The sequence below is a fragment of the Corynebacterium pilbarense genome (assembly GCF_026930265.1).
GTDB classification, from domain to species: Bacteria; Actinomycetota; Actinomycetes; order Mycobacteriales; family Mycobacteriaceae; genus Corynebacterium; species Corynebacterium pilbarense.
On sequence record NZ_JANRML010000006.1, the window covers coordinates 22,384 to 45,593 of the forward strand.

The following is a 23,210-nucleotide window of genomic DNA, read 5'->3' on the forward strand; positions in this document are numbered from 1 at the left end:
TACTATTTGACGTCTAGGGGGAGATGGACGACAACTCCGCCTGCTACTTCACCGCCCCGTACACTGACCCACCGTGGGAACTTTCATAGCACTAATCGGCCTACTGCTGGCCACCGTCCTTGTCGCCGCGGTGGGTGAGCGCACCGGCCTGCCGTGGCCGGCGCTTCTGACTGTGGTGGTCGCGCCGGTGATCTTCATTCCCGGCATCGATACGGTGTCCATCGATCCGCACTTGATCTTGCCGATCTTCCTGCCGCCACTGCTGTGGTCGCTGGCCCGGCGCACGAGTTGGGGGCAGATCGGCTCCCAACTCAACGTGGTGCTGACCATGTCGATCATCCTGGTGTTCCTCACCATCGCCGCGCTGACCGCCACGGCGATGTGGATGCTGCCGGGGCTCAGCCTGGCCACCGCGATGGTGCTCGCCGCCGCGATTGCCCCGCCGGACCCGGTGGCGGTGGATGCGGTGGCCGGCCCGGCCGGTATCCCAAAGCGCATCACCGGCACGCTGCAGACGGAGGGGCTGTTCAACGACGCCGCCTCCATCGTGACCTTCAACGTCGCGATGTCAGCCGCGGTCGCGCACGGCGAGGTCGACTTCGGTAAGGGCGTGTTGCAGTTCCTCTACGCCGCCATCGCCGCGGTGCTGATCGGCCTGGTTGTGGGCAGGCTGGCCGCTGTCTTTGCCAACTCCGTGCCTGATTCCGTGATCCGCACGGCGTTTACCTGGGTGCTCCCGTTCGCCATCTACGCAGGCTGCGAGGCCATCGAAGCCTCCGGTGTCATCGCGATCGTCATCGCCGCGGTGGAGATGTCCTCGCGTTCCGCCATGACCGCAGAAGACCGCCTGACCGGCCACTCCTTCTGGGAGACGGTGGAGCTGCTGTTTACCGGCGTGGCGTTCGGCCTGATCGGCATGAGCGTGCGCGACGCGCTGGACACCGCGGGCACGCACATCTGGCAGGCGGTGCAAGTGGGCGTTGTGCTGTCCGTCGTCGCGTTCGCGGTGCGCTTCGTGTGGATGTGGGTGCTGTACAAGCTCAACGAGAAAAAGCACCGCACGGACGTCTCTCCGCTGCGGCTGCAGGAGGTCCTGCTCATGGCGTGGGCGGGCATGCGCGGGCTGGTCACGCTGGCGCTCGTGCTGGCAATCCCGGCATCGGCGACGAGCTACCACCACGAACTCTCAGTCATCGCGTTGACTGTGCTCACCTGCACGATGGTGGTGCCGGGGTTGTTGCTCCCTTGGCTCGTGGACAAGCTTGACCTGCAAAACGGGCCTGGCGCCGACAAGGCGCTCGAGGAACTGAACCAGCGGGCGTACGCGGCTGCGCGCAAGGCGGTGCGCGAGCACGGCGAGGAGCACCAGCCCGAGGCCTACGCGATGGTGCAGGAGTGGCTGAATTCGTTTGCGGAGAAGCGCTTGCAGGATCCCGAGGGCTCCGAGGAGCGCAAGGAGGCGTTTCTGCGCGCCCGCGCGGGTGCGGTGCAGATGCAGGATGTGGCATTGCGCGCCGCCAGCCGCGAGCTGCAGCGAGCGCGGCGCGAGCGCCGGTACAACCCGTCCGATGTCGACGCGGTGCTCGCTGACTTGGACCGCCTCATTCTCGCGCGCGACCGCAAGGCCCTCACCGGCCCGAGTAGCTTGTGGGAGCCGAAGTAAGGGGCTTTTGCCTATCGACGAGCCCCGGCCCGCCCCGTTTTCAAAACGCCAAGCGGATCGCTTTCAAAACGCCAACCAAGTCGTTTTCAAAACGCCAACCTAGATTGTTTAGCTGGTAATATGCAGTGGTATGGAAAATGGGTATATTCCAAGGTTGGCAGATGCTGAATTGGAACGATCGCTCCGCAGGCAGGGCGGTGTCCTTATTCAGGGGCCGAAAGGCTGCGGGAAAACTGAAACGGCAAAACAGCAAGCTGCGAGTTTTCTTAACGTAGAAACGGACCCTGGCGTCACTCTCGCTATGGATAATGACCCGCGGCTGCTGCTCGAAGGTGCCACGCCGCGGCTTATCGACGAATGGCAGCTGCAGCCGAGGTTGTGGGATTTCGCACGGCACGCCATTGACGAGCGTCAGGCGAAGGGGCAGTTCATCTTCACCGGTTCCACGGCCCCCGGGGCGAACGCAACGAGCCACTCGGGTGCCGGCCGGTTCGCACGAATGACGATGTCGACGATGACCCTTTTTGAAACCGGAGAATCGGATGGGTCGGTTTCGCTTGCCGCGGCAGTTGCAGGGGACCCGTTGCCGTTTTCGGCACCAGCGTTAACACTGCCGCAGCTGGCGGAACGAGTGTGCCGGGGCGGCCTTCCTTACAACGTTGGTCTCCCGTTTGAAGATGCGCTTGAAAACGTCCGAGACTACGTACAAACCGTTGCGGCCGTGGATGTCCACGCCCCTGGCAGAGTGAATCGTGATTCGGGGCGGGTGAGGCGGATGATCCGTTCGTTAGCTCGTGGCGTGGGTACCGAGCTGGAGCTGCAAACCATCGCGACCGATGCCGATACCTCGCGGGAAACAACCCGGGACTATCTCGATGCCCTGGCGAGCATCTTCGTCTCTGTGGACCAGCCTGCGTGGTTCACGCACCTGCGCTCTAAAGCGACGTTGAGGAAAGCGCCGAAGCGCCATCTCGTTGACCCCTCCTTTGCTATGGCGGCGCTGGATCGTGGGCCGGAGCATCTCCTTCGAGATCCGGCGTACTTCGGCCAACTTTTTGAGTCACTTGTGGTTCACGAACTACGTGCGTTCACGGGCAGAACGGTGTATCACGCCCGGCTTAATACGAAGCTGGAGGTCGACGCGGTCGCGAACGTCGGCGGCCGGGATGTGCTGGTCGAGGTAAAACTGGGCTACACCCCAGAGGTGATTGAGCATGCGGCCGACACACTCAAGAGGTTCGCAGGGCACCTTGATGACGACCCAGCCTTGGTGGTGATCACCTCGGGAGGACCCGCACTCCGCCGGAACGACGGGGTTGCAGTAATTCCTATTGGGGCTTTGGGGCCGTAGTTAAAGTTGGCGCTTTTGCTGATCGACAAGCCCCGCACTTTTGTTAAGTTAGGCAATCCTATATAGTTCGTGCGGTGAGTTTCCGGCCCTTCCTTGCAACAGTCGTTCGCAGCGAGCGCATCGCACCGAATTTTCAACGTGTGACGTTCACTGGTGTCGACGCAATGGGTCCCGCTGTGCCCATCATGGATCTGCGGATCAAGCTCATCATCCCGTCGGCGGCAGGGCTTGTTGATTTGCCGGCCGAGGGGTGGTGGGACCTCTGGCGCGCCATGCCGGAACACACGCGCGGGCATCTCCGCACCTACTCCATTCGCGCCCTCCGGCGTAACGACGGTGACCCAGACGAACTCGATGTGGATTTCGTGCTGCACGGCCACAACGCTGGGCCGGCCTCCGCGTGGGCAGAAAGCGCGCTGCCTGGGCAGGCGCTGTGGATCATCGGGCCGACCCGCGATGACGCGTCCGGCGTCGGCATCGAATTCGCTCCCGGCGCTGCCGCGGCTGCTCGACTGTACGGCGATGAAACTGCTCTTCCGGCGATCTCCCGAGTGCTGGAGGACTGGCCCGAAGACCTCGCCGGTTCCGCTGACATTGAGGTGCCGGCGGGCAACAGCCTTCAAATCGATGCGCCTGCCCACGTTGATGTTCGCTGGCACTTCCGCACCGAGCCCGAAGCCGGGCATGGGGACATGCTCTACGCGCAGCTTAAACAGGACATTGAGCCGCTGCGGGGCCCAGCAGCTCCCACCACCGATGAGCCCGATAACGACGGTGAGGTACAGCGAGACAATGTCTGGGAAACCCCGACGTATTCGGGAAGCGGGGAACCCATCAACGGTGGGGCGGGTGCGTCCGGACACACCTACTACTGGATCGCCGGCAAGAACACTTCGGTGAAAGCGATGCGCCGCCTGTTGGTTAAGGAGGCGGGGTTGCCGCGCGAGCACATCTCGTTCATGGGGTATTGGCGGTGACAGGCCATGAGTGCGACTAGACACGCGGGATTCGCCATTGCGCTCGGGATTTCGGCTGTCGCCGCGGTGTTGCTCTCGCTCGCCGTCGGCGCGCGGCAGATGAGCGTGGCAGAAAGCGTCAGCGCTGTGCGTGACGGGCTTGCCCTCGCGTTCCACACCGAATCTGGGCAGGTCAGCGAGGAGGCGCAAGTGGTTGCCCAACTGCGGGTTCCACGCACGCTGCTCGGACTGCTCGCCGGCTCGGCGCTAGGCACAGCGGGAGCTCTGCTCCAGGGGTACACACGCAACCCGCTGGCTGACACAAACCTGCTGGGCATCGCCCCGGGGGCGGCGCTTGCGGTGGCTGCAGCAACCGCCGTGTTCGGCTCGCTGCCGGTGCTGGTCGCGGTGGGGGTAGGTTTTCTCGGCGCGACAATGGCGGTAGTGCTCGTCTTCGCACTGAGCGCGCGAAGCCGCGGATCCACCCCGATCACGGTAGTGCTCGGCGGGTCCGCGCTCGGGGCGGTGTGTTCCGCGCTGACCAGCGGCATCGTGCTCACCAACACGAAAAGCCTCAATGACATGCGGTTTTGGACGGCGGGCTCCGTCGCGGGCCGGGACATGCACATTGTCGCCGCCGTCGCCCCGGTCATACTGGTCGGCCTGGTGGCTGCGTTCGCCACGGCGAACCGGGTGAACATGGTGAACCTGGGCGATGACGTCGCGCACTCCCTCGGCGTCAACGTCGCAGCTGCACGCGCGGTGGGGATCCTGCTGGTCGCCCTGCTTGCTGGTGCAGCTGTGGCGGGGGCGGGCCCGATCGGGTTTGTCGGCTTGGTCGTGCCGCATATCGTCCGCTCCCTGACTGGGCCGGATTACCGGCTGGTGCTGCCATGCTCCGCGGTTGCCGGTGCGACGCTGCTGCTCCTCGCGGATGTCGCCGGCCGGGTCATCGCCCGCCCCGGTGAGCTGCAAGTTGGCATCACCCTCGCATTCGTCGGCGCCCCGTTCGCCCTGTACCTGCTGCGGAAGGGGGCGAAGCTGTGACCCGCACGTTTGCAGTCAATGTCGTGCTCGCGGCGTGCGGGCTCGCTGTCGCGCTCGGTGGCATCATGGTGGGGGAATTCGGGCTTGGGCTTCACGACGTCCTCGCCGCCCTTACCGGACAGTCCACCGGCATGGCCCGTACCGTGGTCGTCGAGTGGCGCCTGCCGCGTGTTGCCACGGCGCTGGCGGTGGGGGCCGCGCTCGGATTCGCGGGCGCGATCTTTCAGACGATCACTCGTAACCCGCTGGCCAGCCCAGACATCCTGGGCGTTGTTTCAGGTGCGTCGGCGTTCGCACTTACCGCGCTGCTCGCGGGTGGCGGTACCGGGGCGCTGCTCAGCGCGCTCGGAGTGCCGCTGAGCGCGTTTGTCGGCGGGATAGCGGTCTCCTTGGCGATGTGGTGGCTCAGCCGCGCCGGCGGGCTGGGTTCGTTTCAGCTCATCTTCGCCGGCATCATCCTCAACGCCCTGGCGGTGGCGTACAACTCCTTCCTCCTCGTCCGCGCCGACTACCGCGATGTGGGCAAAGCCCAGGCGTGGGTGACCGGCTCGGTCGGATCCTCAGGTTGGGGTGACGCCGCCGCTGTGTTGGTGGCGCTTGCGCTGGTTGTGCCGCTTCTGCGCTGGGCGTCATTCCAGCTCGAAGCCCTCTCTCTCGGGGACGACACGGCTGCGGGGCTGGGCGTCGATCCGCGGCGCACCCAGCTTGCGCTCATGGTGCTTGCCGTGGCGTTGACATCGACGGCGGTGGCGGCGTCAGGCCCGATTGCTTTTGTGGCGTTTGTGGCGCCGCACGTGGGCCGTCGATTAGCGCATGCCCCCACGCCCCCACTTGGCACCGCCATGATTGCTGGCGCGCTGATCGTCGCCGGTGCGGACCTCGCGGTGCGCACGGTTGTGCCGGGAGACTTGCCGGTCGGCGTGGCCACGTCGGCGTTCGGCGGGGCGGCCTTGCTCTACGCGCTGATGCGCGCGACCAGAAAGGTGACCTTGTAATGCTTCACGTGCGTGATCTCACCGTCAGCTACGGTGCGGCAACGATTATCGACGGGCTCGCCCTCGATGTCCCACGCGGCGGCGTCACAACCATCGTCGGGCCGAACGGCTGCGGTAAATCAACGTTATTGCGCGCGGTTGCTGGCCTGATTCCGCGTGAGCGCGGCGAGGTTGTCCTGGACGGCCGAAACACCGCGGAGATGAAACGCCGAGAGATCGCCCGCACGCTCGCTGTGCTGCCGCAAACCCCCGTAGCGCCGGACGGGCTGACGGTGCGTGACCTGGTCGGGCGCGGGCGCCACCCGCATCAGACGTGGCTGCGCCAGGCCTCGGAGAAAGACAGCGCGATGGTGGACGAGGTGATGGAGCTGACTCAGGTGTCCGAGTTCGCGGAGCGCCCGCTCGAGCGGCTCTCGGGCGGGCAGCGGCAGCGTGCGTGGATCGCGATGGTGCTCGCCCAAGACACCCCGCTCGTGCTTTTGGACGAGCCGACCACGTATCTGGACCTTTCCCACTCCGTCGAGTTACTTGCGCTTATTCGCCGTCTCGCCGATGACATGGGGCGCACCGTGGTCATGGTGCTGCACGATTTGAACCTCGCGGCGCGTTTTTCCGACCAGTTGGTCGTGATGAAAGGCGGCGAGGTGCAAGCGGCGGGCACGCCCGCCGAGGTTGTGTCGGAGCAGTTGCTTGCAGACGTATTCTCGCTGCCCGCCGTGGTCGCCGAGGACCCGGTGGCAGGAGGGCCGCTGATCGTGCCCCGCTAGCGCGCTCTAGAGCTCCTGGCCAATCTGTGTGATCGCGTACGGGATGGTCAGCGGGTTGGGCATGCTCATCGCGTTGGCGGTGTCGGTGTCGAGCCAGTGCACGCCCCCGCGCGTGTTGACGTCGAGGTTCGCAAACGAGGCATCGTTTTTCAGCGCGTCGATCGCGCCGTAGTAGTCCAGGATGAACACGTAGTCCACGTCGTTGAGATCGGAGTAGTTCTCTGGGGACCAATCGATGAAGAAGCTGGATCCGTCACCGTTGAACTTGTCCGGAATGGTGAACCCGAGCTTTTCAATGAAGGAGCCGCGGCCGTCGCTTGCCGTGTACACGCCGAGCTTGCCGTCGTAAGGCATCCCGATGACCGCGGTCTTGCCCTGCAGCTCCGGATGCGCCTGCCGGAAGTCCGCGAAAGCCTGCTCGGATTCCGCGATGAGCTTGTCGCCCTCCGCTTCCTGCCCCAACGCCGCCGCGATCTCCTTAATCTGCTCGTCCCACGGCACCTGCCAGTCTTCGTGTTGGTCGGAATGGAAGGTCGCCGGCGCAATCTGCTGCAACAGTGCCTGCTTGTCGCTGTCGAAACCGCTGTTAACGGCGATGATCTTGGTCGGATCGAGCGCTGCGACCTGCTCAGCGGTGTCGGTGCTGAACTCGGTGGTGGTGTTGCGGATCGGGTTCGGCTCGGCGGTGAGCTTGTCTTTCGCCCACGGTCCGAGGCCGGACGGATCGCCCGTGCCCTCTGCCTCCCATGTGGCGTAGCCGACTGGTTGCTCCCCTAATGCGAGGACGGTGTCCACGTCGCCCAGCCCCAGCGCGACAATGCGGTCGTTCGACCCCGCCGCGTCGGTGTGCTGGCCGGAGTCTGCGGACTCGCTGGAACAGCCGGTGAGCAGCAGCGCAGCTGTAGCGAAGGTAGCGGTCAGCCGCTGAAGTGACAGTGGGGAAGTGCGTTTCAAGGTTCGCCCTTTCGGTCGGAAACAAAAAGCACCCTGGGTTAGGTGTGCCTAAGCTAACGTGATTATTTTAGGGTACGCCGTCGCCACCGGGCAACACCTAGGTGGCCCGGGCTTTAGCGGTGCTGGCCGTCGCCGAACTCGCGGCGGAAGTTGCCGTCCCAGTCGTAGTCCGCGCCCGGGTCCTGGGTGCCGAAGTTTCCCTGCTCGAAGGTGTCCGGCTGCTGGTCGCCGCTGCCCTGGATCCCCATCACCAGAAACACCGCACCGGTCACCGCGCCCGCGATGCCGATGAACACGGCGGTGGAGCCGGTGAGGAACGCGAACGAGAGCACGGCCACCACGATGCAGGCTGCGCCGATGGCGTAGTTGCGCGCCGGCGAACCGGAGCTGTTGCGTTGTCCACCTGCGGGGTCGTGGGGGAGGCCGTCTGCGTTGTATCCCTGGAACTGCATGACCCGCAGCCTACGGGAGAATTGCCGTTACTAGCCGTCGAGCTTGCCGGACAGGCGGTCCAGGCGGTCCTTGCTCGGTCCGTCGAGGCCGACGATGGTGACAGTCTTGCCTCGTTCCTCGAACTTGCGGGTGACGGAGTCCAACGTGGCCACGGTGGAGGCGTCCCACACCTCGGCCGCGCTCAAGTCGAGGACGATGTTTTCTGCCGGGTCGGTGTAGTCGAACGCGTAGACCAGGTCGTTGCTGGAGGCCCAGAACAGCTGGCCGTGGATGCGGTAGGTGCGGGTGTCCACCTGGCCGTCGTTGGTGGTGTCCTCGGCGGAAACCTGCTCGACGGAGGCGAGGTGCGCGACGCGGCGGGCGAAGGTGATCATCGCGGTGATCACGCCGAGCACGACGCCGACGGCGAGGTTGCTGGTGGCAAGCGTTGCTACGACGGTCACGAGCATCACCACGGTCTCCGACAGTGGCATGAATTTCAGGGTGCGCGGGTGCACCGAGTGCCAGTCGATGGTGCCCACCGACACCATGATCATGATGGCCACGAGTGCCGCCATCGGGATCTGGCCCACCACGTCGCCGAGCAGCAGGATGAAGGCGAGGAGGAATACGCCGGCAAGAAGCGTCGATAGGCGGGTGCGCGCCCCGGATTCGCGGACGTTGATCATGGTCTGCCCAATCATGGCGCAACCGCCCATGCCCCCGAACATTCCGGAGACGATGTTGGCTACACCTTGCCCCCAGGATTCGCGGGTTTTGTCGGAGTGGGTGTCGGTGATGTCGTCTACAAGCTTGGCCGTCATCAACGACTCCAGCAGGCCCACGATTGCCATAGCCAGGGAATACGGCGCGATAATCTGCAGCGTCTCTAGCGTCAGCGGCACGTCCGGGACGAACAGGCGCGGCAGGGAATCCGGCAGCTGACCCATATCCGACACAGTGGGGACGCGGAATCCGGCAAACCCCACGACAGCGCTGATGACGATGATGGTGATCAACGGGGCGGGGATGGCGCCCGTAAGCTTCGGCCACCCGATCATGATCGCGATGCCAGCTGCGACGAGCACGTAGACGACCTTTGGGACGTCGATAAGATGCTCCAGCTGCGCGGTGAAGATCAAAATACCCAGCGCGTTGACGAACCCGGTCATCACAGAGCGGGGGATGAAGCGCTGCAGCTTGGCCACTCCGAGGGCCGCGAGCACGATCTGCAGCACGCCCGCCAGCAAGACGGTTGCGATGAAGTAGTCCACCCCATACTCGCGGGCCACCGGGGCGATGACCAGGGCGACCGCACCAGTGGCAGCCGAGATCATCGCGGGACGGCCGCCGGTGAACGCGATGGTGATGGCCATGATCACCGAGGCGAACAGCCCGAGCGCCGGATCAACGCCGGCGAGGATGGAAAACGCGATGGCCTCGGGGATAAGCGCCAGCCCGACGGTCAGGCCCGCCAGCACCTCCTTGCGCAGCCGAGTAGGCGACGAAAATGCGTAGCGGAAGGACTCCACAACCCCCGTCGGAGCGGGCGGTTCGTGAGATATCTCGGTGTGAGCGAAAGCCATAGAATTTACCGTTCTGAATGCGCGGGAAACTGCGCCCTCGGGCAGGTGAGGGCGTGAAAACGTAGCTACCGTATCGGTCCTGCGCATCAAGCGCCAATGCAGCCGCCGCGCGAAAACGGCCCTCGTTACGAGGCGGGGAGGTCGCCGCGGATCGTCGCAAAGCTGTACGCCACCATGTAGATGCCGACGATGGCGGCGATCCAGAGAAGCGTCACTTTCGCCTCGTACTCGAGGCGGGGGATAAGGCGTTCGAGCCGCGGGAAGAACCTCTGGCCAAAAAGCAGTGCCACGGTGGCGAGGATGGCTGTCGGCAAGATCATGACGAGGCAGTAGATGCCCACGGCCCCGGATTTGGCCGCGGAGGGGATATCCCAGCTGCCGATGATGCCCATCGCTGCGATGTACGGCAGCATTGTCGCCGCCTCGGTGAGAGATGCGCCGAGGCCTAAGGCGACCATGCTCGGCACACTGCTTGTGGCTCCGGCTGCGCGTTTCGGCAACTGCCCGGGTTCGGGCTTCTTGGGGTTGGGGCCGAAGATGCCAAAAAGCGCGAGGACCGCGCCCAGTGTCAACGTGATCCATGGGAAGACGTCGGTCTGCGTGATCCGTTCGGCGACCGAGCCCAAGCCAGCGAACCCGAGGAGTATCCCGAGCCCGAGGAGGAAGTAGACCGCCGCGACGGTGATCAAGTACGCGGTCAGCGCTGGAACGCGGACGGCGCGCCAGTGGACTATCAGCGCAAGGGGGATGACAAGGGTGCCCAAGCTCAGGCTGTCGAGCAGCGCCAAGCCAACAACGGCGATGACTGAACCCATGCGACGCTCCGATTCTCTCGTACGAACGTATTATGTCTTACAAACGTACGAGAAAGTAGGCTGGTGCGCAACCATGAATGACTTTTCCCTGGACCATCAGTTTTCAGAATCGGCCGCGACCATTGCCGACGCGACCATCCGCATCATTGCGACGCGCGGCCTTGATGCCGTGAGCGTGAGGGAGGTGGCGAAGGAATCCGGGTTCGCCGCCGGCTCGGTGCAGTACCACGCTCCGAACAGGGACGCCCTGCTAGCGCACGCGTTCATCCGCTCCATCCAGCGCCAGAGCGAACGGGTAGCGGCGGTGCCTGAAAGGGAAGGCGAGCTCGAAACCTGGGTGGCGAGGCTTGCCGAGCTCCTCCCGACCGGAGGGGTGCGTTCGGAAGATGCCGCGATCTGGGTCACGTACGGCTCCGCCTCTGCAACCCGGGGCTGGATTGCGAAGCTCTACACCGAGGTGCTTGAAGACTTTCAGGGCAGCGTTGTCGCTGCGCTCGGCGGTGGGGAGGGTGCAAAGCCCAAAGCGCGCCTAGTTACCGCGCTAATCAACGGTCTCGCTCTGGATAACCTGCGGGTTCCCGAATCGGAGGCCGACCGCATCGTGTCAGACCTCCGCGAAGGTCTGCGCCTCCTCTTCTCCAGCTAGCACCGCACCGAACCGCGAGCCACACCAAGGAATCACCTTTGGAGCGATTACGCTTGGCTCCAACTGCCCGCAACAGAAAGTGAGAGCTGTGGAGACGAGCAAGACCCTCGCCGTGGACACGCTGCAGCGCGTCCTCATGCCCAAAAAGGGCGAGCCGCACGACGTGCGCATGCTGTACCTGATCGAACAGGAGCACAACAAGCAGCGTCTGCGCTGGTCCGACCGCACGAGCTTCGAGGTCCCCGCGGGCAACGAGGTCAGCTTTGAAACGTACTTCAACGCGTTTCCGGCAAGCTACTGGCGCCGCTGGTCGCAGCTGGACACGGTGGTCCTGTCCATGGAGGTCGAGGGCCGCGCGACCATCTCGGTGTACCGTTCGAAGCACGACGGCACGCGCGTCAGCGTCACCAACGTCGAGGCCACCGGCGCAGTCGAGATCCCGCTGCGCTTGAGCAACTTCGAGGACGGCGGCTGGCTGTGGTTCGACGTCACCGCCGAAGACGACACGCGCATCGCGGACGCCGCGTGGTGCTCGCCGCAGGAGCCCAAAGAGCAGGTGCTTGACGACGGCACCGTGGTCCCGCCCCAGCCCAAGCAGGTGGCCGTGGGCATCCCCACGTTCAACCGCCCCCGCGACGCCGTCAACGCGCTGCACGCCCTGGCGGAGGATCCGTACGTGGAGGCGTGCATCAGCAACGTGCTCATGCCCGATCAGGGTAACCAGCACCCGGCGGACGAGCCGGACTTCGCCGAAGCCGAGAAGAACCTGAACGGCAAGCTGGAGATTTTCCAGCAGGGCAACCTAGGCGGCTCCGGCGGCTACTCCCGCATCATGTACGAGGCGCTGAACCGCACCGATGCGCCGTTCATCCTGTACATGGACGACGACATCGCCATCGAACCGGATTCCATCGTGCGCGCCGTACAGGCAGCCCGCTACGCAGCACAGCCGATCCTGGTGGGCGGGCAGATGCTCAACCTGCAGGACCGGAGCCAGCTGCGCACCACCGGCGAGACCGTGGACCCGGAGATCTTCATGTTCTCCGCCGCCAAGCACGCCGTCTACGACCACGACTTTGCCAAGTACCCGCTGGGGTACGTGGGCACGGACGAAGAGGACCTGGACCCGAAGAAGACCACCTCGCGCCCGCTGCACCGCCGCATCGACGTGGACTACAACGGCTGGTGGATGAACCTCTTCCCGCGCGTTGTGGCGGAGAAGATGGGCCTGCCGCTGCCGCTGTTTATCAAGTGGGACGACAACGAGTACGCCCTGCGCGCCAAAGAAGCGGGCTTCCCGACGGTGACCTGGCCCGGCGTGGCCATCTGGCACATGGCGTGGGCGGACAAGGACGACGCGATTGACTGGCAGGCGTACTTCCACATGCGCAACCGCCTCATCGTGGCCAGCATCTACGGCCCGGACAACCCGGAGGCGATGCTGAAGAACATGCAAAAATCCACCGCGAAGCACTACTTCTGCATGGAGTACTCCACCATCGCCATCCAAAACGAGGCGATGCGCGACTTCCTCGCCGGCCCGGACCACCTCTTCGACATCCTTGAATCCTCGCTGCCGCGGATTCAGGGCATCCGCAAGGAGTACTCGGACGCGCAGGTGCTGCCGTCCGCGACCGACCTGCCCGCGCCGACCGGCGCGCCGGGCGTGCCCACCAGCAAGATCGGCGGGCGCCTGGCCAAGATCAAGAAGATCCCGTGGGCCGTCAAGGCGCTGATGCACCTGCGCAAGGACGAGGACCGCGCGCACTGGGACGCGCCGCAGCTCAACCTCACCGCCGACGAGGCGCGCTGGTACACGCTTGCCCGCGTGGACTCGGCGACCGTGTCGACCGCCGGCGGCACCGGCGTGGCCTTCCGCAAGCGCAACAAGAAGCTTGCCGACGACCTCGCGGCAGAGCAGAAGGAGCTGCGCGCCCAGATCAAGGAGCGCTGGCCGGAACTCAAGCGCACCTACCGCGACGCGCGCGAAGAGCTGACCAGCCACGAGAACTGGGGGAAGGTCTTCGATGCCCAGTAAAGAAACCGACCTGCTCGTCGCCATCCAGGAAGAGTTGTACACCCCGGAAACTGCGAAGGCCGCCCGGTGCTTGAGCTACTTCGGCGAGCACGACCTCGGTTGGCTGGCGGTGGCGGGGCTTGGCGGAGCCGTCGATAAGCAAAATCGCTCCAAGTGGCTCGCGCTCGGTGTGGGCACCTTCGCCGCGCACGCCGCGACCGTGGTGCTCAAGCGGATCGTGCGCCGCCCGCGTCCGAACGACCCGCGCGTGAAGATCGGCGTGAAAACGCCCTCGCAGCTGTCGTTTCCCTCATCGCACGCCGCCAATACCGGCGCCGCAGCCGCGCACCTGGCGGACATCACCGGGCGCAAGTGGCCGTGGCTGCTCGTGCCGGTGATGATGCTGTCGCGTAACGTGCTCGGCGTGCATTACCCAACCGACACCCTCGCCGGTGCTGCCCTGGGCGCGGCGACAGCGAAGGTGGCAATCGAGGCTGAGAAGAGGATCTAGTGGCAAACACCCGTGAACCCGTGGACGAGCCCCTGATCAAGTCGGAGCCGCACACCTCCGGCGTTGACCAGGTGATGAAGAAGGCGCCGCCGAAGAACCTCCCGGACGCGATGATCAAGGGCCTGCGGCCCAAGCAGTGGGTGAAAAACGTTCTCGTGCTGGCCGCGCCCCTGGCCGCCGGCGCGGATGCCTTCAACTCCCGCACCGCCGTGGACATCCTCCTGGCGTTCGTGGTGTTCTGCTTCGGCGCGTCCTCGATCTACCTGATCAACGACGCGCGCGACGTCGAATCCGATCGCCGCCACCCGACCAAGCGGTTCCGCCCGATCGCCTCCGGCATGCTGCCGATCAACCTGGCGTACGTCATGGCGGCGGTGCTCATCGCGCTCGCGCTCGGGCTTTCGCTTCTGGCTACCGACGGCACGTCGCTGGCCTGGGTCATCGGCATCTACATCGCGCTGCAGCTGGGCTACTGCTTCGGCTGGAAGCACATCCCGGTGATCGACATCGCCCTGGTGTCCTCCGGTTTCATGCTGCGCACCATGGCCGGCGGCGTGGCCGCGGGCATCGACCTGTCCCAGTGGTTCCTGCTGGTGGCGGCGTTCGGCTCCCTGTTCATGGCGTCCGGCAAGCGCTACGCCGAGCTTCTGCTGGTTAAGGAAACCGGCGCGGAGATCCGCCGCTCGCTGCAGGGCTACACCGAGACCTACCTGCGGTTCGTGTGGACGCTGTCCGCCACCGCCGTGGTCATGTCGTACGCGCTGTGGGGCTTCCAGCTGTCCAACTCCGTCGAGGGCACCGCCGCCATTTGGTACCAGGTGTCCATGGTGCCGTTCGTCATCGCGATCCTGCGCTACGCCTCCGTGGTCGACGGCGGCCAGGGCGGAGCGCCCGACGAGATCGCCCTGGAGGACCGCGTCCTGCAGCTGCTCGCCGCGGCGTGGCTGTTCTGCATCGCCATGGCCGTCTACGTTGTGCCGAACTTAGGCTGGTAGGCCTTGACCCACTAACATCGTCGCAATGACAAAGAACGCCCGCCTCTCCGCGCTCGCCGCAGCCGTAGTCGCGGGCATCTTCGCGTTCTGGGGCGGATGGACCCGCCGCTGGATGTCCGACGACGGCCTGATCGTCCTGCGCACCGTGCGCAACCTGCTGGCCGGCAACGGACCCGTGTTCAACGCCGGCGAGCGCGTCGAGGCCAACACCTCCACCCTGTGGCAGTACCTGATCACCGCGTTTGGCTGGCTCACCGGTGCTCGCCTCGAGGACGTGGCCATGTGGCTCGCCTTGATTTCGACCGTGGCGGCGGCCGCGCTGGCCACCTTCGCCGCGGGCCGGTACTGGGGCAAGGTGGGCCCCGTCGTGCCCCTGGGCATCGTGATCTACCTGGCGCTGCCGCCCGCGCGCGACTTCGCCACCTCCGGGTTGGAATGGGGCCTGTCGCTTTTGTGGATCGCCGGGTGGTGGGCCGCGCTGGTCGCCTGGGCCGAGCCTGTGCGCCGACGCGCGCCGGAGGCCGGGTACTTCCTCGCCTTCTGGTGCGGCATGTCCTGGCTGGTGCGCCCCGAGCTCGCGCTCTACGGCGGCGTGACCGGCATCCTGCTCATCTGGTTCTCCCCACGTAAAACCCTCGGCATCCTCGCCGCGGCGCTGCCCGTGCCAGCCGCCTACCAGATCTTCCGCATGGGCTACTACGGTCTGCTTACACCGCACACCGCCGTGGCCAAGTCCGCCTCCGGCGCCGAATGGGCGCGCGGGTTCGAGTACTTCGCCGACTTTGTGGGCTACTACTGGCTCTGGCTGCCCGTGCTGGCCGCCGCCGCGTTGGTGGGGTGGATGATGCGGGGGACCGGAGGACGTCGATTAGCAATTGTTTTGCTTGTCACCGGCTGCGCGCTCGCGCACATCCTCTACGTGCTGCGCGTCGGCGGCGACTTCATGCACGGGCGCATGTGGCTGCTGCCGCTGTTCGCGCTGCTGCTGCCCGCGATGGCGGTGCCGATTACGCGCGTGAGCATTGCTTTGGCGACCGCCGTGGCCGTGTGGGCGGGCGTGACCATCGTGCGCGCCCACCCCATCGACTGGGAGGCGTACCAGACCGGGGAGAAGGAACTCGGCATCGTGGACGAGCGCGAGTTCTGGACCCTTGCCGTCGGCCGCGAACTGACCGATCCGCCGCGCTACGCCGAAGACTTCCTCGGCTCCAAGCTCATGCAGAACTGGGAAGACGCGCTGGACAAGGGCATCGACGCCGACGCCGCGCAGCTCAACCTCGCCTACGTCTCCGCCGAACCGGAGATCTACAGCTGGTACTACCGCGACCGCGAGGACGGGGAGTCAGATCTGAGCAACCTGCCGCTGACGGCCTACCTGATCAACCTGGGCATGACCAGCATGAACGCGCCTCTCGACGTACGCATCCTGGACACCGTGGGCCTGGCAACCCCCATCGCCGCGCGCATGCCGCGCGACCCGGAAGGCCGCGTCGGCCACGATAAATTCCTCGACCCCGCCTGGCAGGCAGCCGACACCGACACCTACCTGGACGGGCTGCCGCCGTTTATCAGCTCCATGCGAGCGAAGCAGGCGCGTGCGGCGCTGCGCAGCCCCGAAATCTCCGAACTTCTGGCCACGTCGCGCGAACCCATGAGCTGGGAGCGGTTTTGGAAAAACGTGCGTTATTCGCTTGGCGACGGCCGCACGCTGCAGCTTTCCAGCGACCCCGGCCTCTATATCGACGCCGATACCCGCCGGGCGATCCGCCGCGGGGCCAACCCAGGGATGGACGGCGCACAGCTCGCCTGGCCAGTGAAGGCGCACACCGGGAAATAGCGGAGCACGTTTCTAATTGGTAACGTAAACGTGTCTTTTGCCTGAAAACACGTTTTGAGGGGATCTATGAACTCCAAAAATTCTGTGCGCCGTAAGCTCACCGCGCTGCTGATGGCCCTGGTCACCGGCCTGGCAGCGGTGATCGGCGCCCCGCAGGCGTCAGCGGCGCACCGTGACTGGCTGCGACCCGACTCCACCGGCCACTGCGAATGGGACCGCGTCGGGTTCTGGGTGCAGCGCTGCACCGTCTGGTCCCCCGCGATGAACCGCCACATCCCCGTCCAGATCCAGCCCGCGCAGCGCGCCGGCAACGCTGGCCTCTACATGCTCGACGGCCTGCGCGCCACCGAGATCACCAACGCCTGGGTCAACGACGTCAACGCCGCCCAGATGTTCAAAGACAACAACATCACCCTGGTGATGCCGGTTGGCGGCCAGTCCTCCTTCTACACCGACTGGAACGCCCCGGCGACCTACGACTTCAACCACCCGGTGACCTACAAGTGGGACACCTTCCTGTCCAAGGAGCTGCCGTCCTACCTGCAGACGCACTTCGGCGTCTCACCCACGAACAACTCCATCCTCGGCCTGTCCATGGGCGGCACCGCCGCGATCAACCTCGCTGCGCTGCACCCGAACCAGTTCCGTCAGGTGCTGTCCTTCTCGGGCTACCTGACCACCACCGTCCCGGGTGCGCAGACCGCGCTTCGCGCCGCGCTTCTCGACGGCGGCATGTACAACCTCAACGCCATGTGGGGCTCCTCGCTGAACCCGCGCCGCTTTGAAAACGACCCGTTTTTGAACATGGGCAACCTCCGCGGCCGCGACGTCTACGTCTCCGCAGGCTCCGGCGTGCCGGGCCCGGCCGACGAGAAGTACCTGCCGCAGCACCGCGCATCCGGCATCGCGCTGGAAAACATCGCGAACGCCACCACCCGTGCATGGTCCGCCAAGGCCACCGTGACCGGCGTGAAGCACACCGCTGTGTTCACCCCGACCGGCTTGCACAATTGGGACCAGTTCGGTGGCCAGCTCGCGGCCACCAAGCCGCGCATCCTCAACGTGATGAACGCCTGGTAGGCGCCTACCGATCACTAACCGGCTACCGCAGCGCCTGCGGTGCGCCGGTTTTGGCCTTTTCGGGGCAAATGGTGAACCGTAGATGGTGAAAATCTGCTATGGAGCGCGGATTCACCATCGAAGATTCACCATCTGCGCGGATTGGGCCCGGGGCGGGGGGAGGGGCTCGTCGTAACGCATCGCGTGTCGCACACGACTAAACCTTCAAGTGAAACTTAAGCTTTTTAGCGATACTCTTGTGACACCAGTAGCCAGACGAGGTAGGAGACTCATGCGAGACAACCGAACCACCCCCACGCGGCTCGCCGCCGCGGTGCTGCCCGCCGCCCTTGCCCTCACGCTGGCACCCGTCGCTGTCAGCCCCGCCAACGCGCAGTCGAGCCTGCCGGGTGACTTGTCCTCGCAGATGTCTTCGAACCGCGGCATCTCCGACGGCCTGCGCCCGCACGACCCGCCGAAGCGCACCCCGATCGAGGTGGAGACCAGCCCGCAGATCCCGGGCCTGCCCGAGGGCGTGAAGGTGGACCGCATCGAGTGGATCACCAACCGCCGCGTCGCCGTGTTCATCAACTCCCCGTCCATGCCGGACCACCCGATCCAGGTGCAGATCCTGCTGGCGCGCGACTGGCACTCCAACCCGACCGCGAAGTTCCCCGAGGTGTGGGCACTCGACGGTCTGCGCGCGCGTGACGACGAAAACGGCTGGACCATCGAGACGAACATCGAGCAGTTCTACGCCGACAAGAACGTCAACGTGATCCTGCCGGTGGGCGGCGAGTCCTCGTTCTACTCCGACTGGCAGCGCGAGAACAATGGCAAGCACTACAAGTGGGAGACCTTCCTGACCAAGGAGCTCGTCCCGGTGCTGGACAACGAGTTCCGCTCCAACGGCTCCCGCGCCGTGGTGGGCCTGTCCATGGGCGGCACCGCCGCGGTCAACCTGGCTGAGCGCAACCCGCACCTGTTCAAGTTCGTCGGCTCCTTCTCCGGCTACCTGGACACCACCACAACCGGCATGCCCACCGCGATCAAGGCGGCGCAGATGGACGCCGGCGGCTACAACGCGGAAGCGATGTGGGGTCCGCTGGGCTCGCAGGACTGGATCGACCACGACCCGAAGCTGGGCATCGAGAACCTGAAGGACATGACGGTCTACGTCTCCGCCGGTTCGGGCCGCGACGACTTCGGCAACCCAGAATCCGTAGCAAAGGGCCAGGCCAACCCGGCCGGCATCGGCCTGGAGGTGCTGTCCCGCCTGTCCACCCAGACGTTCGTGGACTACGCCTCGCGCACCCCGGTCAAGCCGATCGTGCGCTTCCGCCCGTCGGGTGTGCACTCTTGGGAGTACTGGCAGTTCGAGATGGCGCAGGCATGGCCGTACATCGCCAACGCGCTTGAGGTGCCGGAGGCGGACCGCGGCTCCAAGTGCACCCCGATCGGCGCGATCGCCGAGGCAACCAAGTCCGGCACGATCGGCTCCTGCGTCAACGACGAGTACGACGCGGGCAAGGATACCAAGGGTAAGGCCCAGGACTTCCGCGGCGGCACCGCCTACTGGTCGCCGGACACCGGCGCGCACGCGCTGTTCGGCGCGATCCTGGCCAAGTACAACGCGCTCGGCGGCCCGGCCGGCTGGTTGGGCTTCCCGGTCACGGGCGAGACGCCGGCGCCGGACGGCGTGGGCCGCTTCGTGCACTTCCAGCACGGTTCCGTCTACTGGACCCCGCAGACCGGCGCGTACGCCATCCCGGGCGACATGTTCAGAGCATGGGGCGAAAACGGCTACGAGGGCGGCGACCTGAAGTACCCGGTGGCCGAGGCAAACCAGGTGGGCGAGGGCTACGTGCAGAAGTTCCAGGGTGGTTTCCTCACCCGCAACCCGGACGGCAAGCACTTCATCGTTCACGGCGCGATCGCGGAGAAGTACGGCGAGATCGGCACCGCCACCTCTGAGCTGGGGTACCCGACCGGCAACGAGATCGCGGTCAAGGGCGGCTTCTTCCAGCCGTTCGAGCACGGCAATATCTACTGGTCCGCGGCCACCGGCGCGCACACCATCCTCACCGGCGACATCTTCGACGAGTGGGGCAAGCGCGGCTACGAGCAGGGTGAGCTGGGCTGGCCGGTCAAGGACATGGAGAAGATTCCGGCGGGCGGCCTGACGATCGACTTCCAGAACGGCACGATCCAGCAGGTCAACGGCCGCGTTGATGTAAGGAAGAACTAGTGCGCAAGGTTGCATTCTGCTTTGCGACGGCCGCTACCGCCGTCGCCGTGGCCGCCTGCGGGGGCGCCACCGTGGACTCGGACGACGTGACCGATACTCCGACGGTGGCCTCCGAGGCTGAAACTGAATCCGAGACGGAAACGTCGGAGGTTCCGTCGTCGTCGGCTGTGGTGTCGTCGCAAAGCAAACGCGTCGACGATCAGCCGGCCCGCGAGGTGACCGACGTGCCGCAGCAAGCCAGCGCCTTCTCCCCGCAGGAAGAGGCATACCTGGCCACCTTAAGGGAAAGCGGAGTCAACGTCGACGGGATTGAAGACCAGCTCACAGCTACCGGCGCTACGGTGTGCGCTGACAACCTGATCACCCGCGACGCGGTGGCAGGCCAGCTTGTGGAGCAACGCCGCACCGACATGGACGCGGCGGGCGTGGCGGCGCTGATCAGCGACACCGCTCGCGCCAACCTCTGCTCCTAGCAGTACAGAAGGGAGCCTGGGCTCATGCGCACATCGCGCAACGTATTTGTCGTCGCCGCAGTGATTGTGGTGCTGTCTTTAATCGGACTCGGGATCTACCAGTGGCGCTCCGGTGAGACCGGGCTGCCGTCGGCGGACGGCCCGCTGGCAACGTCCGAGGCTCCTGCCTCCCCGTCGGAGACGCAAGCGGCGGAGCCGGACTGGTGCCCCGCGGTCGAGTTCGTCTCCGTGCCCGGTACCTGGGAGTCCGCGGCGGACGATGACCCGTTTGCCCCGGCAGCGAACCCGGCGAGCTTCATGCTCTCGATCACCCAGCCGCTGCAGCAGATGTACGACATCAACCACGTGCGCGTGTTCACGGTGCCGTACACCGCGCAGTTCAGGAACATCCAGACGGCGCACGGCCGTGCCGAGATGACGTACGACGACTCGCGCGCCGAAGGTACCGCGAAGCTTTCCGGCGAGCTGCGGTTTGTGGCGGAAACATGCCCGTCGACGAAGTTCATCATCGCCGGGTTCTCCCAGGGCGCGGTGATCGTGGGCGACGTGGCGTCGAAGATCGGCAATAGTGAAGGTCCGATCGACCCGGAGCGGCTGCTGGGCGCGGTGATGATTGCGGACGGCCGGCGCGAAAACGGCGTGGGCGTCAACCCCGGCGCCGAGGTCGCAGGCGTGGGCGCGGAGATTGTGATGCAGCCGCTGCAGGCGCTGGTGGACCGGGTCACCCCGGGCGCGACCATGACCGGCCCGCGCCCCGGCGGCTTCGGTCTGGTGGAGGACCGCGCGTTTGAGATCTGCGCGCCGGACGACACGGTCTGCGACGCGCCGAAGGGCGTGGGCAATGCCATCGACCGGGCCCACGCGCTCATTGCGGCGAACGGCAATCACGCCATGTACGCGACCAATCCGGCCGTCATCCCCGGGACCACCGTGCCGGAATGGACTGTAGGTTGGGTCCAGAACGTGGTAGAAAGTTTGTAGTCCGAAATAGTTTTGTCCCGCAAAGGAGTTACGGGTATGGATCTTCAGCAGCTCATCGCGCAATTTTTTGACGACAACGGCCAAATCGCGCTCCCAGAGCACTTCACCCTCCCGCGCCTGAGTGAGACGATCTACCAGGCCCACCTTGCCGCCGGCGGCGGCGACGCTGTGAACATCCGCGACTGGGACTTCACCTCCAACCCGGAAGGCGAGGCCCGCGAGTTCACCCGCACGCAGGTCAACACCCGCATCAAGGCCGTCGCCGCGCGTCTCGCCCAGGTAGGCGAGCCGGGGGAGCGCGTGGCGATTATGGCCCCGAACTCCGCCGAGTACCTCTTCGCCTTCATGGGCGCGCTGTACGCCGGCCTGGCTCCGGTGCCGCTGTACGACCCGAACGAGCCCGGCCACGAGGCCCACCTGCGCGCCGTGCTCGACGATGCCGACGTGCGCCTCGTGGTGACCAACTCCGCCGGTGCCCCGGCCGTGCGCGCCTACTTCGCCGACCGTCCGGCAGCTCAGCGCCCCCGCATCCTCGCCGCGGACTCCCTGCCCGACACGCTCGCCGATTCCTGGCAGCCCGTCGCCCCGGTCGAGGGCGAGAACACCGCAGACGCCATCTGCTTCTTGCAGTACACCTCCGGCTCCACCCGCAACCCGGCCGGCGTGATGATCACCAACGAAGCGCTGGTCACCGACGTGCTGCAGATCAACGAGGCGCTGCGCTTCGAAGCGCCCATGCGCATCCCCACCTGGCTGCCGCAGCACCACGACATGGGCGTCATCGTCGCCGTGCTCGGCGTCGTGCTGGGCCAGGTGCTGGACATCATGAGTCCGCGCGACTTCCTGCAGAACCCGAAGCGCTGGGTGGACATGCTTTCGCGGCGCGACGACGACCCGGCGGACCTGCACCTCTACACCTGCATCCCCAACTTCGCGCTCGATCTGGCCGCCCGCTACGCGGCGCCGGAGCACCCGGACCAGTACGACTTCTCCGCCGTGGACTGCATCATCATCGGCTCCGAGTCCGTGACCAAGCCCGGCGTGGAGGCGTTCATCGGCGCGTTCGGCGACTCCGGTCTGGACCGCACCGTGCTGCGCCCCTCCTACGGCCTGGCGGAGACCACCCTGCTGGTGTCCACAGACCGCACCGAGGAGCGCCCGAAATTCGTGGAGTTCGACCGCGAAGCGCTCGCAGACGGCAAGGCCGTACCCGCCGAGGGCGGCGTGCCCATGGCGTCCAACGGCCAGCCGGTGAAGTGGATGCACTTCGCCATCGTGGACACCGAGACCAAAAACGAGCTGCCCGAAGGCGAGATCGGCGAGATCTGGGTCAACGGCAACAACGTCGCCGCCGGCTACCTGGACCGCCCGGAGGAAACCGAGGCGACCTTCCGCAACACCATCGGCGCCACCATCCAGGACGGCCTGCCCAAGGACAACTGGTGCGCCACCGGCGACTTGGGCACCGTGCTGGACAACCACCTCTTCATCACCGGCCGCGTGAAAGACCTCGTCGTCGTGGCGGGCCGCAACCACTACCCGCAGGACATCGAGGCCACCGCGATGGAGGCCTCCGACCACGTGCGCAAGGACTCCGTCGCCGCGTTCGCCGTGCCGGGCGACGACGTTGAGCGGCTGATCATCCTCGCCGAGCGCGCCGACGGCGCCACCGAGGCCGGCGACGCCGCCGCCGAGGACGCCATCCGCTCCGCCATCACCACCAACCACGGCATCTCGCCGGAGGTCGTGGAGTTCCGCGCGCCGGGCGGGGTGGCCCGCTCCACCGCAGGCAAGATCGCCCGCCGCGTCAACGCGAAGCAGTTCACCGAGCGCGAACACGCTGCTGCAGAGTAACGAAAAGCCCGGACGGGCCGATA

At 65.8% G+C, this 23,210-nt stretch carries 20 protein-coding genes; 16 read left to right on the forward strand and 4 right to left on the reverse strand.

Annotated elements, in window-relative coordinates; genetic code table 11:
- Window positions 1-73: 73 nt before the first annotated feature.
- The 6 genes from NUW87_RS06080 to NUW87_RS06105 all read left to right on the forward strand — a co-directional run bounded on the left by NUW87_RS06080 (window position 74) and on the right by NUW87_RS06105 (window position 6,779).
- On the forward strand, window positions 74-1,663 hold the full coding sequence (locus NUW87_RS06080; protein WP_269027703.1) for a cation:proton antiporter: 1,590 nt from the start codon (window positions 74-76) through the stop codon (window positions 1,661-1,663).
- A 154-nt stretch (window positions 1,664-1,817) separates the two neighbouring features.
- A complete protein-coding gene (locus NUW87_RS06085; RefSeq protein ID WP_269027704.1) occupies window positions 1,818-3,014 on the forward strand; it encodes an ATP-binding protein in 1,197 nt (398 codons plus the stop codon).
- Window positions 3,015-3,088: 74 nt separating this feature from the next.
- Window positions 3,089-3,991 (forward strand): siderophore-interacting protein, encoded by a 903-nt coding sequence (locus NUW87_RS11765; protein WP_269027705.1) that lies wholly within the window; start codon window positions 3,089-3,091, stop codon window positions 3,989-3,991.
- A 6-nt stretch (window positions 3,992-3,997) separates the two neighbouring features.
- Window positions 3,998-5,017: a FecCD family ABC transporter permease gene (locus tag NUW87_RS06095; RefSeq protein WP_269027706.1), complete on the forward strand. Its 1,020-nt coding sequence runs from the start codon at window positions 3,998-4,000 to the stop codon at window positions 5,015-5,017.
- Window positions 5,014-6,012 carry a FecCD family ABC transporter permease gene (locus NUW87_RS06100; RefSeq protein WP_269027707.1) on the forward strand — a complete coding sequence of 333 codons (999 nt, stop codon included), beginning with the start codon at window positions 5,014-5,016 and terminating at the stop codon, window positions 6,010-6,012. Before NUW87_RS06095 ends, NUW87_RS06100 begins: the two co-directional genes overlap by 4 nt.
- Window positions 6,012-6,779: an ABC transporter ATP-binding protein gene (locus NUW87_RS06105; protein WP_269027708.1), complete on the forward strand. Its 768-nt coding sequence runs from the start codon at window positions 6,012-6,014 to the stop codon at window positions 6,777-6,779. Before NUW87_RS06100 ends, NUW87_RS06105 begins: the two co-directional genes overlap by 1 nt.
- 6 nt (window positions 6,780-6,785) lie before the next feature.
- Here the strand turns inward: NUW87_RS06105 and NUW87_RS06110 are convergent, their stop codons facing one another.
- The 4 genes from NUW87_RS06110 to NUW87_RS06125 form a co-directional block, all read right to left on the reverse strand.
- The gene (locus NUW87_RS06110) at window positions 6,786-7,733 is read right to left on the reverse strand and encodes an ABC transporter substrate-binding protein (RefSeq protein WP_269027709.1); all 948 of its coding nucleotides are present in this window, start codon (window positions 7,731-7,733) and stop codon (window positions 6,786-6,788) included.
- A gap of 113 nt (window positions 7,734-7,846) precedes the next feature.
- Window positions 7,847-8,185, reverse strand: a complete 339-nt coding sequence (locus NUW87_RS06115) for a hypothetical protein (RefSeq protein ID WP_239217490.1) — start codon at window positions 8,183-8,185, stop codon at window positions 7,847-7,849.
- Between the two features lie 30 nt (window positions 8,186-8,215).
- On the reverse strand, window positions 8,216-9,751 hold the full coding sequence (locus NUW87_RS06120) for a SulP family inorganic anion transporter (RefSeq protein WP_269027710.1): 1,536 nt from the start codon (window positions 9,749-9,751) through the stop codon (window positions 8,216-8,218).
- Window positions 9,752-9,876: 125 nt separating this feature from the next.
- Window positions 9,877-10,566: a GAP family protein gene (locus NUW87_RS06125; protein WP_269027711.1), complete on the reverse strand. Its 690-nt coding sequence runs from the start codon at window positions 10,564-10,566 to the stop codon at window positions 9,877-9,879.
- Window positions 10,567-10,639: 73 nt separating this feature from the next.
- Between NUW87_RS06125 and NUW87_RS06130 the strand changes: the two genes are divergently transcribed.
- The 10 genes from NUW87_RS06130 (at window position 10,640) to NUW87_RS06175 (ending at window position 23,187) form a co-directional block, all read left to right on the forward strand.
- The gene (locus NUW87_RS06130; RefSeq protein ID WP_070844394.1) at window positions 10,640-11,212 is read left to right on the forward strand and encodes a TetR/AcrR family transcriptional regulator; all 573 of its coding nucleotides are present in this window, start codon (window positions 10,640-10,642) and stop codon (window positions 11,210-11,212) included.
- A gap of 88 nt (window positions 11,213-11,300) precedes the next feature.
- The gene (locus tag NUW87_RS06135) at window positions 11,301-13,250 is read left to right on the forward strand and encodes a glycosyltransferase (RefSeq protein WP_269027712.1); all 1,950 of its coding nucleotides are present in this window, start codon (window positions 11,301-11,303) and stop codon (window positions 13,248-13,250) included.
- Window positions 13,240-13,740, forward strand: a complete 501-nt coding sequence (locus tag NUW87_RS06140; protein WP_269027713.1) for a phosphatase PAP2 family protein — start codon at window positions 13,240-13,242, stop codon at window positions 13,738-13,740. The genes NUW87_RS06135 and NUW87_RS06140 overlap by 11 nt, the downstream gene beginning before the upstream one ends.
- Window positions 13,740-14,735: a decaprenyl-phosphate phosphoribosyltransferase gene (locus NUW87_RS06145; RefSeq protein ID WP_269027714.1), complete on the forward strand. Its 996-nt coding sequence runs from the start codon at window positions 13,740-13,742 to the stop codon at window positions 14,733-14,735. The genes NUW87_RS06140 and NUW87_RS06145 overlap by 1 nt, the downstream gene beginning before the upstream one ends.
- A gap of 25 nt (window positions 14,736-14,760) precedes the next feature.
- Window positions 14,761-16,572 (forward strand): arabinofuranosyltransferase AftB family protein, encoded by a 1,812-nt coding sequence (locus NUW87_RS06150; RefSeq protein ID WP_269027715.1) that lies wholly within the window; start codon window positions 14,761-14,763, stop codon window positions 16,570-16,572.
- Window positions 16,573-16,638: 66 nt separating this feature from the next.
- Window positions 16,639-17,652 (forward strand): alpha/beta hydrolase, encoded by a 1,014-nt coding sequence (locus tag NUW87_RS06155; RefSeq protein WP_035000231.1) that lies wholly within the window; start codon window positions 16,639-16,641, stop codon window positions 17,650-17,652.
- Between the two features lie 271 nt (window positions 17,653-17,923).
- Window positions 17,924-19,879, forward strand: coding sequence for an alpha/beta hydrolase-fold protein (locus NUW87_RS06160; protein WP_269027716.1), 1,956 nt, complete (start codon window positions 17,924-17,926; stop codon window positions 19,877-19,879).
- Complete coding sequence (locus tag NUW87_RS11770; protein ID WP_269027717.1) at window positions 19,879-20,352, forward strand: DUF732 domain-containing protein; 474 nt, start codon at window positions 19,879-19,881, stop codon at window positions 20,350-20,352. Before NUW87_RS06160 ends, NUW87_RS11770 begins: the two co-directional genes overlap by 1 nt.
- Before the next feature lie 24 nt (window positions 20,353-20,376).
- Window positions 20,377-21,333, forward strand: coding sequence for a cutinase family protein (locus NUW87_RS06170; protein ID WP_126857819.1), 957 nt, complete (start codon window positions 20,377-20,379; stop codon window positions 21,331-21,333).
- Window positions 21,334-21,369: 36 nt separating this feature from the next.
- Window positions 21,370-23,187 carry a FadD32-like long-chain-fatty-acid--AMP ligase gene (locus tag NUW87_RS06175; RefSeq protein WP_269027718.1) on the forward strand — a complete coding sequence of 606 codons (1,818 nt, stop codon included), beginning with the start codon at window positions 21,370-21,372 and terminating at the stop codon, window positions 23,185-23,187.
- The last annotated feature ends 23 nt before the right edge of the window (window positions 23,188-23,210 follow it).